The sequence below is a fragment of the Methylobacterium bullatum genome (genome assembly GCF_014845095.1).
GTDB classification, from domain to species: Bacteria; Pseudomonadota; Alphaproteobacteria; order Rhizobiales; family Beijerinckiaceae; genus Methylobacterium; species Methylobacterium bullatum.
Genome location: NZ_NKUG01000024.1, coordinates 36138 through 53261 on the forward strand (window position 1 = coordinate 36138; position 17124 = coordinate 53261).

At 65.7% G+C, this 17124-nt stretch carries 15 protein-coding genes and 1 pseudogene; 9 read left to right on the forward strand and 7 right to left on the reverse strand.

Going from position 1 to position 17124, the window contains the following annotated elements; translation table 11 throughout:
- Nucleotides 1–609 precede the first annotated feature (609 nt).
- The 9 genes from MBTS_RS03380 (at nucleotide 610) to xoxF5 (ending at nucleotide 11499) form a co-directional block, all read left to right on the forward strand.
- Nucleotides 610–1395: an ABC transporter ATP-binding protein gene (locus tag MBTS_RS03380; protein WP_056147103.1), complete on the forward strand. Its 786-nt coding sequence runs from the start codon at nucleotides 610–612 to the stop codon at nucleotides 1393–1395.
- Between the two features lie 185 nt (nucleotides 1396–1580).
- Complete coding sequence (locus MBTS_RS03385) at nucleotides 1581–2315, forward strand: ABC transporter permease (RefSeq protein WP_238253674.1); 735 nt, start codon at nucleotides 1581–1583, stop codon at nucleotides 2313–2315.
- A 113-nt stretch (nucleotides 2316–2428) separates the two neighbouring features.
- Nucleotides 2429–3406 (forward strand): ABC transporter substrate-binding protein, encoded by a 978-nt coding sequence (locus MBTS_RS03390; RefSeq protein ID WP_056147106.1) that lies wholly within the window; start codon nucleotides 2429–2431, stop codon nucleotides 3404–3406.
- A gap of 69 nt (nucleotides 3407–3475) precedes the next feature.
- Nucleotides 3476–4780, forward strand: coding sequence for an amidase (locus MBTS_RS03395; protein WP_147830277.1), 1305 nt, complete (start codon nucleotides 3476–3478; stop codon nucleotides 4778–4780).
- Nucleotides 4781–4814: 34 nt separating this feature from the next.
- The gene (locus MBTS_RS03400; RefSeq protein WP_192215073.1) at nucleotides 4815–6071 is read left to right on the forward strand and encodes an amidase; all 1257 of its coding nucleotides are present in this window, start codon (nucleotides 4815–4817) and stop codon (nucleotides 6069–6071) included.
- A gap of 67 nt (nucleotides 6072–6138) precedes the next feature.
- The gene (locus tag MBTS_RS03405) at nucleotides 6139–6945 is read left to right on the forward strand and encodes an IS5 family transposase (protein WP_192215074.1); all 807 of its coding nucleotides are present in this window, start codon (nucleotides 6139–6141) and stop codon (nucleotides 6943–6945) included.
- Nucleotides 6946–7538: 593 nt separating this feature from the next.
- Entirely contained in the window at nucleotides 7539–8840 is a 1302-nt protein-coding gene (locus MBTS_RS03410) for a sensor histidine kinase (protein ID WP_238253673.1), read from the forward strand.
- Nucleotides 8837–9541, forward strand: a complete 705-nt coding sequence (locus MBTS_RS03415; RefSeq protein ID WP_192215075.1) for a response regulator — start codon at nucleotides 8837–8839, stop codon at nucleotides 9539–9541. Before MBTS_RS03410 ends, MBTS_RS03415 begins: the two co-directional genes overlap by 4 nt.
- Nucleotides 9542–9687: 146 nt before the next feature.
- Nucleotides 9688–11499, forward strand: a complete 1812-nt coding sequence (xoxF5, locus tag MBTS_RS03420) for a lanthanide-dependent methanol dehydrogenase XoxF5 (protein ID WP_192215076.1) — start codon at nucleotides 9688–9690, stop codon at nucleotides 11497–11499.
- 392 nt (nucleotides 11500–11891) lie between these two features.
- Here the strand turns inward: xoxF5 and MBTS_RS03425 are convergent.
- The 7 genes and pseudogenes from MBTS_RS03425 to MBTS_RS03455 form a co-directional block, all read right to left on the reverse strand.
- Nucleotides 11892–12286 (reverse strand): annotated as a pseudogene (locus tag MBTS_RS03425) (transposase); the annotation flags it as partial.
- A gap of 180 nt (nucleotides 12287–12466) precedes the next feature.
- Complete coding sequence (locus MBTS_RS03430; protein ID WP_056147125.1) at nucleotides 12467–13873, reverse strand: amidase; 1407 nt, start codon at nucleotides 13871–13873, stop codon at nucleotides 12467–12469.
- Nucleotides 13874–13989: 116 nt separating this feature from the next.
- Nucleotides 13990–14673 carry a type 1 glutamine amidotransferase domain-containing protein gene (locus tag MBTS_RS03435; protein ID WP_056147127.1) on the reverse strand — a complete coding sequence of 228 codons (684 nt, stop codon included), beginning with the start codon at nucleotides 14671–14673 and terminating at the stop codon, nucleotides 13990–13992.
- A 102-nt stretch (nucleotides 14674–14775) separates the two neighbouring features.
- Complete coding sequence (locus tag MBTS_RS03440) at nucleotides 14776–15006, reverse strand: hypothetical protein (RefSeq protein ID WP_056147129.1); 231 nt, start codon at nucleotides 15004–15006, stop codon at nucleotides 14776–14778.
- Nucleotides 15007–15138: 132 nt separating this feature from the next.
- Nucleotides 15139–15741, reverse strand: a complete 603-nt coding sequence (locus MBTS_RS03445) for a TetR/AcrR family transcriptional regulator (RefSeq protein WP_147830287.1) — start codon at nucleotides 15739–15741, stop codon at nucleotides 15139–15141.
- 206 nt (nucleotides 15742–15947) lie between these two features.
- Nucleotides 15948–16514: a YceI family protein gene (locus MBTS_RS03450; protein ID WP_056147133.1), complete on the reverse strand. Its 567-nt coding sequence runs from the start codon at nucleotides 16512–16514 to the stop codon at nucleotides 15948–15950.
- Entirely contained in the window at nucleotides 16511–17119 is a 609-nt protein-coding gene (locus MBTS_RS03455) for a cytochrome b (RefSeq protein ID WP_192215077.1), read from the reverse strand. Before MBTS_RS03455 ends, MBTS_RS03450 begins: the two co-directional genes overlap by 4 nt.
- Between the last annotated feature and the right edge of the window lie 5 nt (nucleotides 17120–17124).

Sequence of the window (17124 nt, forward strand, 5' to 3'; positions counted from 1 at the left end):
TATTATTGCGGTCATGCCCGGGCATACACGTCCTTCTATCGTCGGCACGAGCCTCGACACGCACCAGCAGCGCCGGTGCCCTGGACGGGAACGACGCCGCCGGATGGTCGGGACAGGTGGGGACCTGGAACGGGCATTCGGATCTCGTGCGAGCCTCCTTCGTGACGATGATTCGCCAGCCCTCTGCCTCCCTCTGGACAGGGAAATGCTCCACCGCAGCCTCCGACGGCTGCGACGGGGCTTCACGAGGGATCGGCGGACCAGCCCGAAGACAGCCTGGAAGGCCCCGGCGGTCGACCCGGAGCGACTCAACAAGGAGGGATGCCTCCTCCTGACGCGCCCCTCCGTCTTTCCCCACATGCCGACCCGGCAACCTTCCGTGCCAATGCGGCCGACTTGTTCGAGGCCATCGCCAAGGGGAAGTCAGCCTCGACATCGGAGGCCGCTTCAAGCTGGCCAACGTCGTGGAGGCCCACGTCGCGGCGGAGGAGCGTCAATTTGGCGGCGCCTTGCTGATCTCTCCATAGGCGGTGACCCAGTCAGTCATCTGTATCCATAATTATGCTGGCCTGAAGTTTGCTGGGGTCGCCCTGCACACACGGAGGGTTCATGACGGCTCCTGGGGTTCAACTCCGCCTGGACGGTATCCGCAAATCCTTTCCCGGCAAGGGCGGGCCAGTGCCGGTGCTTGATGGGCTCAGCTTCGATATTTACGAGCGCGACTTCGTCAGCATCATCGGCCCGAGCGGCTGTGGCAAGACGACAGTGTTCAACGTCATCGCCGGACTTCTCGAGCCCGATAGCGGCACAATGACGTTTCGCGGCGAGGTGGTGCCGGGGCTGCAGGGCCGGGTCGGCTACATGATGCAGAAAGACCTCCTGTTTCCCTGGCGGACGGTCTTGCAGAACGTGATGCTCGGCCTGGAGATGAAGGGCGTCGACCGCGCCCAGGCCCTCGATACGGCCCGCGAGTACCTCTCGACCTTCGGCCTGTCGGGGTTCGAGAATGCCTACCCCAAGATGTTGTCCGGAGGCATGCGGCAGCGGACCGCCCTGATCCGGACCCTGATCATGGATCCCGACATCCTGCTCTTGGATGAGCCCTTCTCCGCTCTCGACTACCAGACGCGGCTCTACCTCGAAGGCGTTCTCCTCGACGCCGTGGAGACCTTCCACAAGACCGTCGTCCTGGTGACGCACGACATCGACGAGGCCGTCGCTCTGTCGAAGCGCGTCGTCGTCCTTGGCAATCGCCCTACCAAGGTGAAGTCCGTTCACGAGATCGGGCTCGATGCCCGTTCGCCGATCGGCGCGCGCAGCGATCCGCGCTTCTCCGACTATTTCCAAACCCTGTGTGGCGAACTCGAGATCCAGACCCGACAAAGGGCAGCCTGATGGCGACGCAGACATTAAAAACGTCGGAAGTCTTGCAGACCTCCCAAAATCCGAAGTCTTCCTCCGCAGCCTCAGTCCGACCCGCCAAGAAACCTGTTGCCCGGCGCCGCGCCAAGCCGGGCGCCTTTGCCCGGGCAGCCGATACGACACTCGGCCGAGGCGTCATCCAACTGCTGGCGGTCGCCGTGTTCTTTCTTGCGTGGGAGATCGCGGTCCGAGCCGGCTGGCTCACGGAATTCCTGGTGGGCGCGCCATCAGGCATCTGGCGGGTCTTTCTCGCCTCCATGCTGGACGGATCGCTGCCGGTCGACACCTGGTACACCGTGATCGAAGCGATCATCGGGTTCCTCATCGGAACGCTTCTGGGGTCGCTGGCCGGCCTCGGCCTGTGGTACTCGGCCTTCGTGGCGCGGCTCGTCGAGCCCTTTATCGTGGCGATCAACTCGGTGCCGAAGATCGCGTTGGCCCCGATCGTCATCCTGTGGTTCGGCACCGGCTTCGTCTCGAAGGTGGCGCTCGCGGTTTCTCTGACCGCTCTCGTCGCCCTCATCGCCGCCTATCAGGCCGCGCGGGACGCCGACCCCGACCTGCAGGCCCTGCTCGCCTCGATGGGCGCCTCGAAGAACCGCATTTTCAAGAGCGTGATCGTGCCCTCGACCCTGCCGGCCATCATCGGGATGTTCCGCATCAACATCGGCTTTGCTCTCGTAGGGGCGGTGGTCGGCGAGTTCATCTCGTCACAGCGCGGCCTCGGGCACCTGATCTATTCGGCATCGAGCCTCTACGACCTCAATACTGTCTGGGTCGGATTGTTCGTGCTGATGTTCGTGGGCTTCCTCCTCTACCACGTCATCGATTTCGCCGAGCGTCGCATCCTGCCTTGGCGGCAGATCAACACCGCCGGCCAGGTTCAGGTTTGATCTTCCCCCCGTCGATAGGGGCGCCGGCATCAGGTGTAACTGTCGGCGCACCCTGGGGCTAAGGCTCTCCAAACTCACCCATACCTAGACATTCCCGAAGAGGGCTCCCACGGATGATCCGTTCCAAGCATCTGCGTTTCTCGGCCTCCCTGGCAGCGACCCTGGGGTTTGCCAGTCTCGTGTCATTGCCTGCCCGTGCGGCGGACAAGGTCACGATCTCGCAAGCCTTCCAGTCGATGCTCTACCTGCCCTTCTACGTCGCCATGGATGGCGGCTTCTTCGCGGGCGAAGGCGTCGAAGTAACGAAGGAGACGGCGGGGGCGCCTGCCGTGGCGCTCTCGGCCGTGATCTCAAAGAGCGCGCAGTACTCGATCCACGGCCCCGAATGGACCGCCATCGCCGCCTCGAAGGGCGCGCCGGTCAACGTGGTGGCGAACGTGGTCAACGGAGCCGCAGTCTGGATCGCGACCGCTCCCGACGTGACCTTCAACGATGTGAAGGACCTGAAGGGTCAGAAGATCGTCACCGGGCTGATGCCGACCACCAGCACATCGCTGTTCCTGAAGCTCCTGAAGGAGAACGGACTGAAACCCGAGGACGTCGAGATGACCCAGGTCCAGCTCGGCTCCGAGCCGGGGCCGCTCCTCGCCGGCCAAGCCAAGATCGCGGTCATGTACGAGCCCGGCCTCGACCAGGTGGTGGCCAAGGGCATGAAGGTCGTGCTGGGCTTTCCAGAGCGCTACGGTCCCTACGCCTTCTCCTCCGTGAGCGCCCGCAAGGACGTCGATCCGGCCATCACCCAGAAAGTCGTCACCGGGATGCAGAAGGCGATCCGCTTCATGCATGCCGAGCCCGAGAAGACCATCGCCATCGCCAAGAAGCAGTTCCCCAACCTCGACCCCGCCGTCGTCGAAGCCGCGGTCAAACGCATGATGCGGGAGAAGGTCTATCCCGACAGCGTCGACATCTCCGCCGAGGCCCTGAAAACCGGCATGGAGACCCAGGTGGCACTGGGCAACCTCTCGGCCCTGCCCGACTACGCCACCTTCGTGCGCCGCGACTTCATCGAGAAGAGCCTCGCGGCGAACTGAGGCCGGAAACGTCCGAACGCTACGCCGCATCGGCGCGGCGTTCGGTTCCGCAAGACAACGGACTCGTTGATGCTCAACCACCTCGGTCTCGTCGACGCCCTGCGGGCGTTTCGCGATGGACACGTGTCCCCCGGCGATTACCTCGTGGCCTGCCATGATGCAGCCCGGGCGCGCTCGGATCTTTCCGCCTTCACCGTCCTCGCGGCGGATCCCGCGCCGGGAGACGGTGCCTGGGAGGGCATCCCCGTCGGGGTGAAGGACATCATCGCCACCGCCGACATGCCAACCACGAACGGCTCGCCCGTCTATGCCGACCACGTGCCCGCCGCGGATGCCTGGATCGTCGCTCGCCTGAAGTCCCTCGGGGCCTCCGTACTGGGCAAGACGGTCTCGACAGAATTCGCTTGGCGTCACCCGGGGCCGACGCACAATCCATGGAGGCGCGGGCACACGCCGGGCGGCTCGTCGAGCGGCTCGGCCGCTGCCGTAGCGGCCGGGATCGTTCCCCTGGCGCTCGGTACCCAGACCTTCGGATCGGTGATCCGGCCGGCCGCCTATTGCGGGGTCGTCGGCCTCAAGCCGAGCTACGGCGCAATTCCGAGGGTCGGCGTTCACCCGCTGGCCTCCTCCCTCGACCATGTCGGCCTGTTCACCCGCTCGGTCACGGATGCCGCCTTCGCCCTGGCGCGTCTGATCGGCCGAGACGAGGCGGACCTGCACGGCCGCCCATTGCCGGGCTTTTCCATCGACCTCGACACGGGATTGCCCCCCCGCGAGGCGCCGCGCCTGGCGCTGGTTCAGACCACGATCTGGGACAGGGCCGAACCGGAGCAGCGCGCGCTGCTCGACTCCGCGACGACAGCTTTCCGAACGGCCGGAGCCCATGTGTCCAACCTCGTGCTCCCCGCCGCGTTCGAAGTCCTGTGGGACTGCGCGCGCACTCTCCTCGCCGTCGAGGCGAGCGTCTGCTTCGGATCGCTGGTGGAGCGCTTTCCAGACCGGACGAGCCAGCCGCTCAAGGATCTCGTGGCGGAGGGGGCGCGGATCCCGGCCGTGGCCTACGTGGAAGCGCGTCGGCGGCAGGCCGATCTGCGGGCGGACCTCGATAGGGTGCTGGCAGGCTACGATGCAGTCCTGACCCTGCCCGCCGCCGGTCCCGCCCCGGAAGGGCTGGCCTCGACCGGTGACCCCGCCTTCTGCGTCCCCTGGACCTGCCTCGGCGTGCCGGCGGTCGCTCTTCCGGCTGGGGAGAGCCGAGGGCTTCCGCTCGGGATCCAGCTCGTCGGCACATACCGCAACGATCTGGCGTTGCTCCGCACGGCGCGCTGGTGCGAGACGGTTCTCGCACGTCCGATCACCTTTCCTGCCTCCTGAAAGCCGCACGCCGCCATCATCGGGACGCTGCCCCATGCTTTCCCTACTGTCGCTGCGCAAGCAGATCGATGCCGGCTCGCTCACACCACGTGAGGCCATCGCCCTCTCCACAGCTGCGATCGCCGAGCACGAGCCTGAGATCCAGGCGCTGGTGAGCCGTAATCCCGTTCCGTTCGTGGCGGAGCAGGGGCCCCTCGCGGGCATTGCGGTGGGAGTGAAGGACATCCTCGACACGGCCGACCTGCCGACGCAGATGGGATCGCCGATCTATGAAGGCTGGCGCCCGCGCGCCGATGCAGCCGCGGTGGCGCGCCTGAGGCGGCTCGGCGCTGTGCCTTTGGCCAAGACCACCACGACGGCCTTCGCCTTCCTTGACCCGACCCAAACCCGCAATCCGCGCCATCCCGGCCATACGCCGGGCGGTTCATCGGCGGGTTCGGCCGCCGCCGTGTCGGCGGGGATGCTGCCGCTGGCCCTCGGTACGCAGACCGGAGGCTCCGTCATCAGGCCGGCTGCCTATTGCGGCGTGGTGGGGATGAAACCGTCCTTCGGGCTCCTACCCACGGTGGGCATGAAATGCTTTTCCTGGACGCTCGACACGCTGGGCCTGTTCACGGCGGGCGTCGCGGATGCCGCCCTCGCCCTCGCGCAGATGACAGGGCGTCCCGGCATCGACCTTCCCACAACCAATCCGGGTACACCGCGGATTGGTGTCGTCCTGCAAGATTTCTGTGCTGATGCGGAGCCCGAAGCGCTGGATGCCCTCGAACGCGTGCGTGCCGCCGCCGAGGCCATAGGATCCCGCGTGTGTGACGTGGTCCTGCCGGCGGTGTTCGCCGAAGCCTTCGGGTTTCATGGTACGATCCAGGATTTCGAAGCGGCCCAAGCGCTCAATTGGGAATACGCCACGCATCGCGCGAACCTCGGCCCACTTCTAAGAGCGCATCTCGATGACGCGCAGAACGTGTCGCCGAATTCATACGATGCGTCCTTGAAGGTGGCGGGTCGCGCCCGGCGGCAATTGCCCGATCAGTTCGCCGAGCATGATCTGGACGTGATCCTGACGCTCTCAGCCCCCGGCCCGGCGCCGGAAGGGTATGCCAGCACGGGCGATTCCCGCTTCAACCGGCTCTGGACGCTGATGGGTGTTCCTTGCGTAACCGTGCCGGTGGGAAGCACCCCGACCGGGTTGCCGCTCGGTGTGCAGGTGATCGCCCGCCATGGCGACGATGCCCGAGCCCTCAAGGCCGCACACTGCGTTGAGACGTTGATGCGTGAGCAGAATCACTGATGCGAGCTATCGCGGCAAGCTAGAGGCTGTCGTGGACCTGGGCGGTCTGGAATCCAGATGAGGAGACGTGACCTCTTCGCGCCAAGCCTACCCGTCCGATGTTTCCGATGATGAATGGGTGCGCGGCGCACCGTACCTGACGCTGCTGCGCGAGGATGCGGGGCAGCGTGAGTCTTCGCTTCGCGAGGCGTTCAACGGATTGCGCTACGTGGTGAAGACGGGGGCACCCTGGCGATGGATGCCCCACGACCTCCCGCCCTGGGAAGCCGTCTACCAGCAGGCCCAGCGCTGGCTGACGGCAGGCTGCTTCGAGCAACTCTCCGACGATCTGCGGGCGCTCCTGCGCCTGGCTTCCGGGCGTTCTCCTGAGCCGAGCGCGGCCATCCTCGACAGCCGAACCTTGCGCTCGACGCCCGAGAGCGGCGAGCGGGCCGGCTACGATGGGGCCAAGCGCAAGAAGGGCTCGAAGGTCCATCTGGCCGTCGACACATTGGGCCATCTCCTGGCCCTGCACGTCACCCCCGCCGATGCCGACGACCGGGCCCAGGTCGGGCATCTGGCGCAAGCCGTGCAGGCCACCACCGGGGACAGCGTCGATCTCGGCTATGTCGACCAGGGCTATACAGGGGAAAAGCCGGCCAAGGCCGCCCGAGAACACGGCATCGAACTGGAGGTCGTCAAATTCCCTGAGGCCAAGCGTGGGTTCGTGCTGCTGCCGCGCCGCTGGGTCGTGGAGCGTTCCTTCGCCTGGGCGACGCGCTTCCGCCGCCTCGTCAAGGATTACGAGCGCTATCCTAGCACACTCGCCGAACTCCACATGGTCGCCTTCGTCTGCCTCATGCTCAAACAGGTCGCTCGACTGACAAACGGTTGATGACAGCCTTCAGTACTACTTTGGCAAAAAATTATTTTGACCTATATTTACGCCACAGGCAGAAAAATAGCCTGAGCATTCCAATCTCAGGTGCCTCAAACCAGAGGATTTTGACGCGGCTTGAACCTCCACGAAGTTCCATCATGGCTCTTCAGGCAAGAATGCCAAAGTAGTGCTAGCTCGACGCTTCGGGCATCGCGACGAGCGAGCGACCGGTGGCGCGCCTCGGCGAAGCGGCCCATGCCAAACGGAAATGAACCTGGGCATTGTGGGGGCTGATCGATATCTGGGGCGTACCGTCGAGTAGCAAAGCCGGCGTCATTCCGCCTTGCCACACGGCCGGAACGCCTGCGATCATTCGACAAAAGACTTGATTAGAGTGCGCCTCGCTTGGCAAAGCCCCCCTCACCAGCGTGCACGCAGCTCCGTAGTGTCGCTGCGCGCAGGAACAATAGGTTATGCGGATCGTCACGAGCGTTGTCCTGCAAGTGATTGCCATCGCGCTCCTCTGTCTAGCCTGTGCGGTCGTGTGGGTCGTTCTCGACGTAAACCGGACCATCGAAGCCGATGCGACTTCCTCGGCCGATCGGGTCGTGCGCGAGGTGCAAGAGTTTGGCTGGCGCGAGCTGACGTGGCGCGGAAGCGCGGGGCGCAACGCCAAATACGCGTTTCCGGACTGGCGCAGCTCCGATGTTCTGCGCGTCATCAGTCCGGGTTATTGCGTCACGATTACATGGCTCGACGAGACGCCGCGGCGCCTGTGCGGAAACGAAACGGAAGTGAGCCCCGAGCCGCCGGAAATCTTCGTCCGGCTCTACACCATGATCTTCGGTGAAAGCCGACCCGTCGAGCGGCATCTTCTCGTCAACCGGCGCAGCGTCGGGACCGTCTCGGCGGTCGCGGATCATGCCGCCGTTCTGCGCAAGGCCTGGCGTCAGGTGAGCGTCGAGTTCCTGATCGCGGCCACGATGTCGGGCGGTATCTGCCTCCTCGTCGTACTGGTGGTCGGACACGCCCTGATGCCCGCGGAGATCATCACCGGCGGATTGCGACGGCTCGAGACCGGCGACCTCACCGTGCGTTTGCCGGCGTTCCGGACACGCGAGTTCCAGCATATCGCGCGGGCCTTCAATGACCTGACGGGACGCCTGGCCCTCACGACGCAGCAGCGCGCGACGCTGACCAAGCGGCTCTTCATCGTGCAGGAAGAAGAGCGCCGTTCGCTGGGCCGGGACTTGCACGATGAGTTCGGTCAATGCCTCACCGCGACCTCCGCTCTCGCGGGGGCCATCGCCGCCGGGACCCGCGGCGACCGTCCGGACATTGCCGAGGATGCCGGGGAGATCGGCGTCCTGACCGAGCGCATGATGCAGACGCTCCGCAACGCGCTCGCTCGCCTGAGGCCTCCCGAACTCACCGAAATGGGGTTGGTGCGTTGCCTCGATCATCTCGTCGCCACCTGGAACGCGCGCAGTTTCTCCCCCCAGGCCGCCTCCACCGCACCGTCGAGCGGGAGCGCCCGTCCGGTCTTCCGCCTCGACATCGTGGGTGATCCCGGAATCGTGCCCGAACCCGTGGCCCTGGCGCTCTATCGCATCGCGCAGGAGTGCCTTACCAACGCTGTCCGGCACGGGCGGCCGAGCGAGGTCAAGGTGAGGATCGTTTGCGCATCGGAGCCGGCGCGGGCCGTGTCGCTCATCGTCGAGGATGATGGCGGCGGGGATCCGGCGGACCTGACCGTGGGCGGCGGTCATGGGATCCTTGGCATCCGGGAGCGGGTGGTGGCCCTCGGCGGTGTCCTTTCCATCGGGGCGGCGCCAATGGGGATCCGGATCGAAGCCACGATTCCCTGCGCGGCCGGCTCTGTCGCATCCCATCTGGATCACCCGGCGTGAGCGGCCTCTCGATCATGCTCGTCGACGATCATCCCGTGGTGCGCGCCGGCTACCGCAAGTTCCTCGAGCGCCAGGGCAGCTACAGCGTGACGGCGGAGGCCGAGAACGCCATGGACGCCTACCGTCTCTATCGGACCAAGGGCCCCGACGTGGTGGTCATGGACATCAGCCTGCCGGGGGCCAGCGGCTTCGAGGCGATCCGGCTCATTCGCGGGTTCGACCGGACGGCCCGCATCCTCGTCTTCACCATGCACCAGGGCGCTCCCTTCGCCCTCAAGGCCTTCGAGGCCGGCGCCATGGGCTACGTGACGAAGAGCAGTCCGCCCATGGAGCTGATCACCGTCATGGAGGCGGTGGCCAAGGGCGAGCAGGCGGTGAGCGTCGATATCGCCCGGGAGATCGCCGCCGAGCGCCTGTCGGGCCGGACCTCGCCGCTCAAGGATCTCGGGCCGCGCGAAATCGAGGTTCTGGGCCTCGTCGCCTCGGGCCTCACCACGGAGGCCGTCGCGAATGCGCTGTCCCTCAGCCAGAAGACGATCCAGAACTACAATTCGGGCATCAAGGCGAAGCTCGGTCTCCAGACCGATGCCGAACTCGTCTGGTTCGCCATCGGTGCGGGGCTGCTGAAGACCCGCCAACCGCTCGAAGCCGAGGCAGCTTCGAGGGAGGCCTCCGAGGCGAACGAGCGCACACGCGGATAGATCGGGAAAATATCCCAGCTCCGATCGGGACGGCCTCCCTACGCAAACCGCGTCTCTTAAGAGCTTAATGAGCGTGTCCGAGGCGGCCTTCAATCGAGCCGGCGAGTAGCGCCGCTCGAAGCCCTTGATCATTGTAGAGAGAATCGATGAAGTCGGTTTGGTTGCATGGCTCCGTTCTGAGCGCCCTGGCTCTGTCCGGCGCGTCGCTGGCCGTGGCCAACGAAGACGTCCTGAAGCGCACAGCCGATCCGGCCGAGCAGGTTCTGCAGACGGTCGACTATGCCAACACGCGCTATTCGAAGCTCGACCAGATCAACGCCGGCAACGTGAAGCAACTGCAGGTGGCCTGGACGTTCTCGACGGGCGTCCTGCGCGGCCACGAGGGCTCGCCGCTCGTCGTCGGCAACATGATGTACGTCCACACCCCCTTCCCGAACGTGGTCTACGCCCTGGACCTCGACAAGGATGGCGTCATCGTCTGGAAGTACGAGCCCAAGCAGGATCCGGCGGTCATCCCGGTGATGTGCTGTGACACGGTCAACCGTGGTCTCGCCTATGCCGACGGCGCGATCATCCTGCACCAGGCCGACACCACCGTCGTCTCGCTCGACGCCAAGTCCGGCAAGGTGAACTGGTCCGTCGTCAACGGCGACCCCAGGAAGGGCGAGACCAACACCGCGACAGTTCTGCCGGTCAAGGACAAGATCATCGTCGGCATCGCGGGCGGCGAGTACGGTGTGCGCTGCCACGTCACCGCCTACGATTCCAGGACGGGCAAGAAGGTATGGCGCGGCTATTCTATGGGGCCGGACAGCGATCTCATCGTCGATCCTGAGAAGACCACGTCGCTCGGCAAACCCATCGGCAAGGATTCCTCGCTGAAGACCTGGGAAGGCGATCAGTGGAAGACCGGCGGCGGCTGTACCTGGGGCTGGTTCTCCTACGACCCGAAGCTCGACCTGATGTATTACGGGTCCGGCAACCCCTCGACCTGGAACCCCGTCCAGCGTCCGGGCGACAACAAGTGGTCCATGACCATCTGGGCACGCAACCCCGACACCGGCATGGCCAAGTGGGTCTACCAGATGACCCCGCACGACGAGTGGGACTACGACGGCATCAACGAGATGATCCTCACGGATCAGACCATCGGCGGCAAAGAGCGTCCGCTCCTCACCCACTTCGATCGTAACGGCTTCGCCTACACGATGGACCGAAGCACGGGTGAATTGCTGGTGGCGGAAAAATTCGATCCGGTGGTGAACTGGGCCTCCAAGGTGGACATGGATAAGGGCTCCAAGACCTACGGCCGGCCGCTGGTCGTCGATCGGTATTCGACGGAGCAGAACGGCGAGGACACAAACTCCAAGGGTATCTGCCCCGCTTCGTTGGGCACCAAGGACCAGCAGCCTACTGCGTTCTCGCCGAAGACCAGCCTGTTCTACGTGCCCACCAACCACGTCTGCATGGACTACGAGCCGTTCCGGGTCTCCTACACGGCGGGCCAGCCCTATGTCGGCGCGACGCTGGCCATGTACCCGGCTCCCAACGGTCACGGCGGCATGGGCAACTTCATTGCCTGGGACAACATCAAGGGGAAGATCGTCTGGTCCAACCCCGAGCAATTCTCGGTGTGGTCGGGCGCTCTCGCCACTGCCGGTGACGTGGTGTTCTACGGCACGCTCGAAGGCTACCTGAAGGCTGTCGACTCGAAGACCGGTAAGGAGCTCTACAAGTTCAAGACCCCGTCGGGCATCGTCGGCAACGTGATGACCTACCAGCACAAGGGCAAGCAATTCATCGGCATCCTGTCGGGTGTCGGTGGCTGGGCCGGCATCGGCCTCGCGGCCGGTCTGACCGACCCGAATGCCGGTCTCGGCGCGGTGGGTGGCTACACCGCCCTGTCCCAGTATACCAATCTCGGTGGCCAGCTGACCGTGTTCGCGCTGCCGAACTGAGTGTCTCACACCAAGCTCCCGCCGACCGGAGCGGCTGGCGGGCGTTTCACGAGGCGCTGCGAGATCCATTCCCCAAGGAATGGTGTCCTTGATATCGGCATGACTAGGCCGGTATCTCCAAGTCCAGGGTTTCGTCTCAACACCGGATCCCACTGGGTCTCGAAAGAGATCTTTGAAACGCGAGGGGATATTTGCGACGGACTCGTCCGGAATCGTCTTCTGTCTTGCAAAAAACCTCCGCCCCTCCACCGCCAGACAGACCGGATCGGCGAGCTCCTCGACGGAGCTCGCCGTTTCTTTTTAAGACACGCCGGTTGAAGCGAAACCTAAATGAGGGTTCTTTCCGGGTTGATGGCCCGCAGATCTGCCAAACCAGGGATGTTCACCTAGTAGTAGGCGTGGATCGTAGCTTCAAGATCATTTGTTTGTTCGAAGACGCCGCGTTGCAGACGCTGTCGGGTCAGGAGGGCGAACCAGCCCTCGACGAGGTTGAGCCACGAAGCGGATGTCGGCGTGTGCAGCGGCTGATCACAGTCCCGGCTTGGATATCGAGGGCGGCAAACAGGTCGGTCGTGCCCTGGCGGCGATAGTCATGGGTTCGACGCTCCGGCTGGCCAGGTCGCATCGGCAGCACGGGGGCCGTGTCCGTCAGGGCTTGGATCTGCGGCTTCTCGTCGACGCACAGAACCACGGCACGATGCGGCGGAGCCATGTAGAGGCCGACCACGTCCCGGACCTTGTCGACGAAGGCGGGATCGGTCGAGAGCTTGAAGGTGTCGGTCCTGTGCTTTGTATCTGGCCCAAATACCGGGCGGGGATAATCTCCTTCCTGTCCGGTCTCGGATAGCAAATCACAGGAAGCAGACGTTCGCTCGGGAAGCGGGGTTTGGCCGCTACCCACATTTGCGCCAATCGACTCCGGTCATGGCCGGGGACCCCGAAGCGCTCACTGGCAGGCTCCCGCCTGTCAGATGCTTGGGTGCCGGCCGCGGACTGTGCTGACGCCCTCCAGTACCGCGGCGGCATGCAGAATCGTTGTCTCTGCCTGCCAGCGCCCCACCAACTGCACGTTGATGGGCATACCCTCCCGGCTGGTCCCGAAGCGCATAGACAGGCCCGGCAGGCCGGTCACGTTGAGGGGCACGGTCGCGCCTTGCAGGTAGGTCAGGTCGACGGTCTCGCCGTTGACGACGAGTTCGGTGATGCCGTGTTTGTGCGCCGGCACCGGCAGCACCGGGGTGAGAAGGACGTCGTAATCTCGGAAGTAGGTCGCATAGCCGTCCCGGAGACGCTCCGCCGCCTGTTCGGCCGCGATGTAGTCCTCCATCGAGGTGTCGGGCAGCGACAGCATGGTCTTGGCCATCGTGTACATCTGGTCCTCGTGCCCGGCGGTCGCCTCCCGGAAAGCCGGCTTCATCTCCATGACGTGGAGCTTGTTGAACACGTCGAGGGCGAAATCCCGCTCCAGCGCCGGGATATGGACCTCCTCTACGTGGTGACCCTCGTTCTTGAGCGCCTCGGCCGCCGCCTTGACGGTCGCCGCCACCTCCGTGTCGATGGGACCGAAGCCCGGCCCGACCATCCAGCCAACCTTGAGCTTGCGATCCGGCACGGTACCAACGCCGGCATCAAACGGAACGGCGCTGGTCGCGAAGGCGTCCAGTCCGTCGGGGCCTGCCAGCTGCGAGAAGGCGAGCGCGAGATCACGAATGCTGCGCGCCATCGGGCCGACGTGCCAGAAGCGGCGGGGCGCCCGCGGCCAGATGCCAGTCATCGGCACACGTCCGTGCGTCGCCTTCAGCGAGACGATGCCGGTCTGAGCGGCGGGACCCCGGATCGAGATGGCGAGATCGGTGCCGAGACCGAGGGGTGACATGCCCGCCGCGATGGCAGCGGACTCGCCGCCGCTTGAGCCACCGGGCGTGCGGTCGAGGTCCCAGGGATTGTTCGAGCGGCCGGAGAGCAGGTTGTCGCTCTCGATCCAATAGGAGAACTCGGGAAGGTTGGTCTTGGCGAGCAGGATGCCGCCGGCCTTCTTCATGCGCGCGACGCTGGTCGCGTCGGTGTCGGGGACGCGGCCCTTGAAGATGGGCGAGCCGCGCTGGGTCATCACGCCGGCCGTGTCGATGGAGTCCTTCGCGGTGAACGGCACGCCGTGCAAGGGGCCGAGTTCCCTGCCGGCCATGATCGCCGCCTCGGCCTCCTTCGCGGCGGAAAGCGCCCCCTCTGCGATGGTGACGATGGCGTTGACCTTGGGGTCAACCGCCGCGATGCGGTCGAGATGTGCCTGCACGACCTCGACTGGCGAGACCTGGCGCGTGCGGATCAATTCGGCGAGACGGGTCGCGTCCGAGAAGACGATGTCGGCTGACATGGGCTGGGGTCCTTCGAGGGCGCAGATGCAGGCGGATCGCCCTGGCCTGGCCGGGCGACGATCATGGGTGGGGCGGGATCGGTCGGGCGCGGGCGCCGGCGAGGGCGCCCGCCTCCTCAGCTCCGCGCGAGGTGGGCAAAGAGACGCTCGGCGGCCGGGCCGGACGAGGCCGGGTTCTGGCCGGTGATGAGCAGGCCGTCGGTCACGACGAAGGGTCCCCAGTCGGCTCCCTTGGTGTAGAGGCCCCCGTTCCGCTTGAGCTCGTCCTCGACCAGGAACGGCACCACCTGGGTGAGGCCGACGGCCTCCTCCTCGGTGTTCGTGAAGCCGGTGACCTTCCGGCCTTCGACGAGGGGCTTCCCGCCGGCTGCCTTGACATGGCGCAGGACGCCGGGGGCGTGACAGACCAGGGCTACGGGCTTGCCGGCTCCGAGCGTCGTCTCGATGAGCCTGATCGAGGCCGGATCCTCTGCGAGGTCCCAGAGGGGCCCGTGACCGCCGGGATAGAAGACCGCGTCGAAGCCCTCGTGGCCGACGGCATCGAGCCTACCCGTCTCGGCGAGCACCGCCATGGCCGCCGCGTCGGCTTCGAAGCGGCGTGTCGTGTCGGTCTGGAAGCTCGCCTCGGCGCTCTTCGGATCGAGGGGTGGGCGGCCGCCCTCGGGCGACACCAGGACCACCTCCGCCCCGGCATCCTTGAACACGTAGTAGGGGGCCGCGAGTTCCTCCAGCCAGAAGCCGGTCTTGCGGCCGGTGTCGCCGAGGCGGTCGTGCGAGGTCAGCACCATGAGGATCTTCATTGTCGTTCTCCGTGTCTTTCGCTTGGGTGCGAGAAAAGTCTTGTGTGTCGGGCCGTCCGCCGGTTCTGCGAACGGCACCGGCCCGGGGATGGTGGGCCGGAGCTACCGTGTCGTCGCGGTGCGTTCCGCGACGGGTTCGCGCGCCGGGGCCGCCCGCGCGGGGCGGAGCTCGGGGTTCGCCGCGCGGACCTCCTCGAACCGGGCCATGCGGACCGCGCCAATGGTCTCCAGCGTTATCCGCTCCTGCGCCGCAGCTTCCCGCAGAGTCAGGACTGCCATCAGTCCGGCGGTGGCGAAGGTCGAGGCGGTAAGTGTTGTCGTGCGGTGGGGCATCGGTTTTCTCCCTCTGAGTGGTCGGTTCACCCGCCGGGCCGGGGACGATGGCTCGTCCAGACGGAAGTAGACCAGTCGTCTTGAATTCAGACGTATAGAAGACGGCACTCCGTGCCGTCAGAACGGCATGGATCAGGGTGACGCGAGGCCGAGGATGCGCCGGGTCGTTCCCATGGCCGCCTCGAACGGTGCGTCGGTCCGGACGATCTTGGCCATCAGGCTCGCACCGAGCCAGACGTGGTACAGGTCCTCTGCGGTCGTCGACGGCTCGCTCTCGATCCCGAGCGAACCCTCTGCCACGCCTGCCGCGATGGACCGCGAGAGCCTTTCGATAATCGCGGCGGTGCCGCCCTTGAGGGCGATGCGCATCGCCTCGGACAGGTCCGAGACTTCCGCCGCGAGTTTCACCGCGAGACATTTGCGCTGGTAGTCGACGCTCCCCTGCGTGGCCTGCCATTTTCGCCAGTAGTTCATCAAGCGTTCGGCATGACTCAGCCCCGGCTCTGCAAGCGTCGCGTCGAGGCCGGCGAGATAGGTTTCGAAGTAGTCCGCCAGGAGAGCCTCCCCAAAAGCCTCCTTGGAGCCGAAGTAGTGGTAGAATGACCCCTTGGGGACACCCGCCGAGGTCAGGATCTCGTTGAGTCCGACCCCGGAGAACCCTTTCGCGCCCACGAGGCCGTAGGCGGTATCGAGGATGCCCTGTCGTGTGTCGGTGTGTGCAGTGACGCGTGCCATAGCCCTCAATTAATTGAAATTAGACCGGTCGTCTAGAAGGCGCGCTACATTTTTTGCTGGAAGGACTTTTTGTGGTGCGTGCCGTCGGGCCAGCGAAACGATCCCGCCGCGATTCTCTTGGGCGGGGCAGGATCCCATAGTGGGGAACTACACCGCAGCTACGAGCAGGAAGCGCAAGGACACTGTCCTTCCTCGCCGCCCCGGGATCAGGTCCCGGGCTTGGACATAGCGACGAGGTCCACGTCGACCCCGACCTCGAGCGCCACCCACTGCCCGGAAGCCCAGGCACCCTGTCCGACGCCGAACTCCGTGCGGACGAGGCCGACATGTCCGGTTGCGCGGGCCTGGCCCTCGCCAAGCGAGAAGTGGAACGGGAGCGTGAGCGGTCGGCTCGTGCCCCTGATCGTCAGGGTGCCCACCGCCTCGTAGTCGCCATGGCCCTTGTCGATGAACCGCGTAGCCTCGAAGCGGGCCTGGCTGGCCGACTTCACGTCGAACCAGTCCTTCTGCGGCAGCGCCTCGTCGCGCTGGACGTCCCCGGTGCGGGCGCTCGCCATGTCGATTAGCACCGTGGCATGCCCGGCCTCCGGCTTGGCGGGGTCGAAATCCACCTTCGCCTCGAAGCGCTCGAAGCGCCCGGAGAACGGGGCGCCGACCTGCACGCCCGAGAACCGGATCGCGCTCTTGGCCGGATCGACCGCCCATTCCGCAGCTGCGACCGGCGAGGCGACCGCTTGCAGGGCGATCAGGAGGCATAAGGCTCGCGGGTTCATCGGATCGCTTCAATGGGTTCGGACGATGTCGCGGGTCCGCGTCCGGGCAGCATGCGGCGCAGGACGTCGTCGCGGAGGATGAGGTGGTGGCGCAGCGCGGCCGCCACGTGCAGCACGAGGAGCGCGGTCAGGAACCACGCCCCGTAGGCGTGGACGAGCTTGAGGACTCTCTCGACCGCGGCCGCATCCGGAAGGAGCGGGGCCAGGGGCAGGTGGGGCCACGGCACGAGGCCGTACAGCACCGTGGGGATGTTGAAGGGCGACAGCGAGACGACCGCCCACCCGGTGAGGGGCAGGCCGATGAGCAGAAGGTAGAGCAGGCCGTGCGCCGCGCCGGCCGCCCGACGCTCATGGGCCGGCATCCCGGCCGGATGCGGGGGCGGCCGATGCACGACGCGCCAGGCGAGGCGCAGGGCCGTCAGGACCAGGACGGTGATCCCGACCGACTTGTGCCACTGGTAGAGCTGGAACTGGCGCATCGGCGCCAGCCCTGCATGTGTCATGACCAGGCCCATGCCGATGAGGGCGAGCACGCAGAGCGCGCTCGTCCAGTGCAGAAGGATGGCCACGACGGTGTAGCGCCGCGCGGACAGGCCGGACACCATGGCCG

Coding starts and splice junctions, on each gene's coding strand:
- MBTS_RS03445 (WP_147830287.1), bottom strand. CDS start 15,741: ATGGCACGCGTCACTGCACACACCGACACACGACAGGGCATCCTCGAT.
- MBTS_RS03450 (WP_056147133.1), bottom strand. CDS start 16,514: ATGAACCCGCGAGCCTTATGCCTCCTGATCGCCCTGCAAGCGGTCGCC.
- MBTS_RS03440 (WP_056147129.1), bottom strand. CDS start 15,006: ATGCCCCACCGCACGACAACACTTACCGCCTCGACCTTCGCCACCGCC.
- MBTS_RS03430 (WP_056147125.1), bottom strand. CDS start 13,873: ATGTCAGCCGACATCGTCTTCTCGGACGCGACCCGTCTCGCCGAATTG.
- xoxF5 (WP_192215076.1), top strand. CDS start 9,688: ATGAAGTCGGTTTGGTTGCATGGCTCCGTTCTGAGCGCCCTGGCTCTG.
- MBTS_RS03395 (WP_147830277.1), top strand. CDS start 3,476: ATGCTCAACCACCTCGGTCTCGTCGACGCCCTGCGGGCGTTTCGCGAT.
- MBTS_RS03400 (WP_192215073.1), top strand. CDS start 4,815: ATGCTTTCCCTACTGTCGCTGCGCAAGCAGATCGATGCCGGCTCGCTC.
- MBTS_RS03455 (WP_192215077.1), bottom strand. CDS start 17,119: ATGGTGTCCGGCCTGTCCGCGCGGCGCTACACCGTCGTGGCCATCCTT.
- MBTS_RS03380 (WP_056147103.1), top strand. CDS start 610: ATGACGGCTCCTGGGGTTCAACTCCGCCTGGACGGTATCCGCAAATCC.
- MBTS_RS03435 (WP_056147127.1), bottom strand. CDS start 14,673: ATGAAGATCCTCATGGTGCTGACCTCGCACGACCGCCTCGGCGACACC.
- MBTS_RS03390 (WP_056147106.1), top strand. CDS start 2,429: ATGATCCGTTCCAAGCATCTGCGTTTCTCGGCCTCCCTGGCAGCGACC.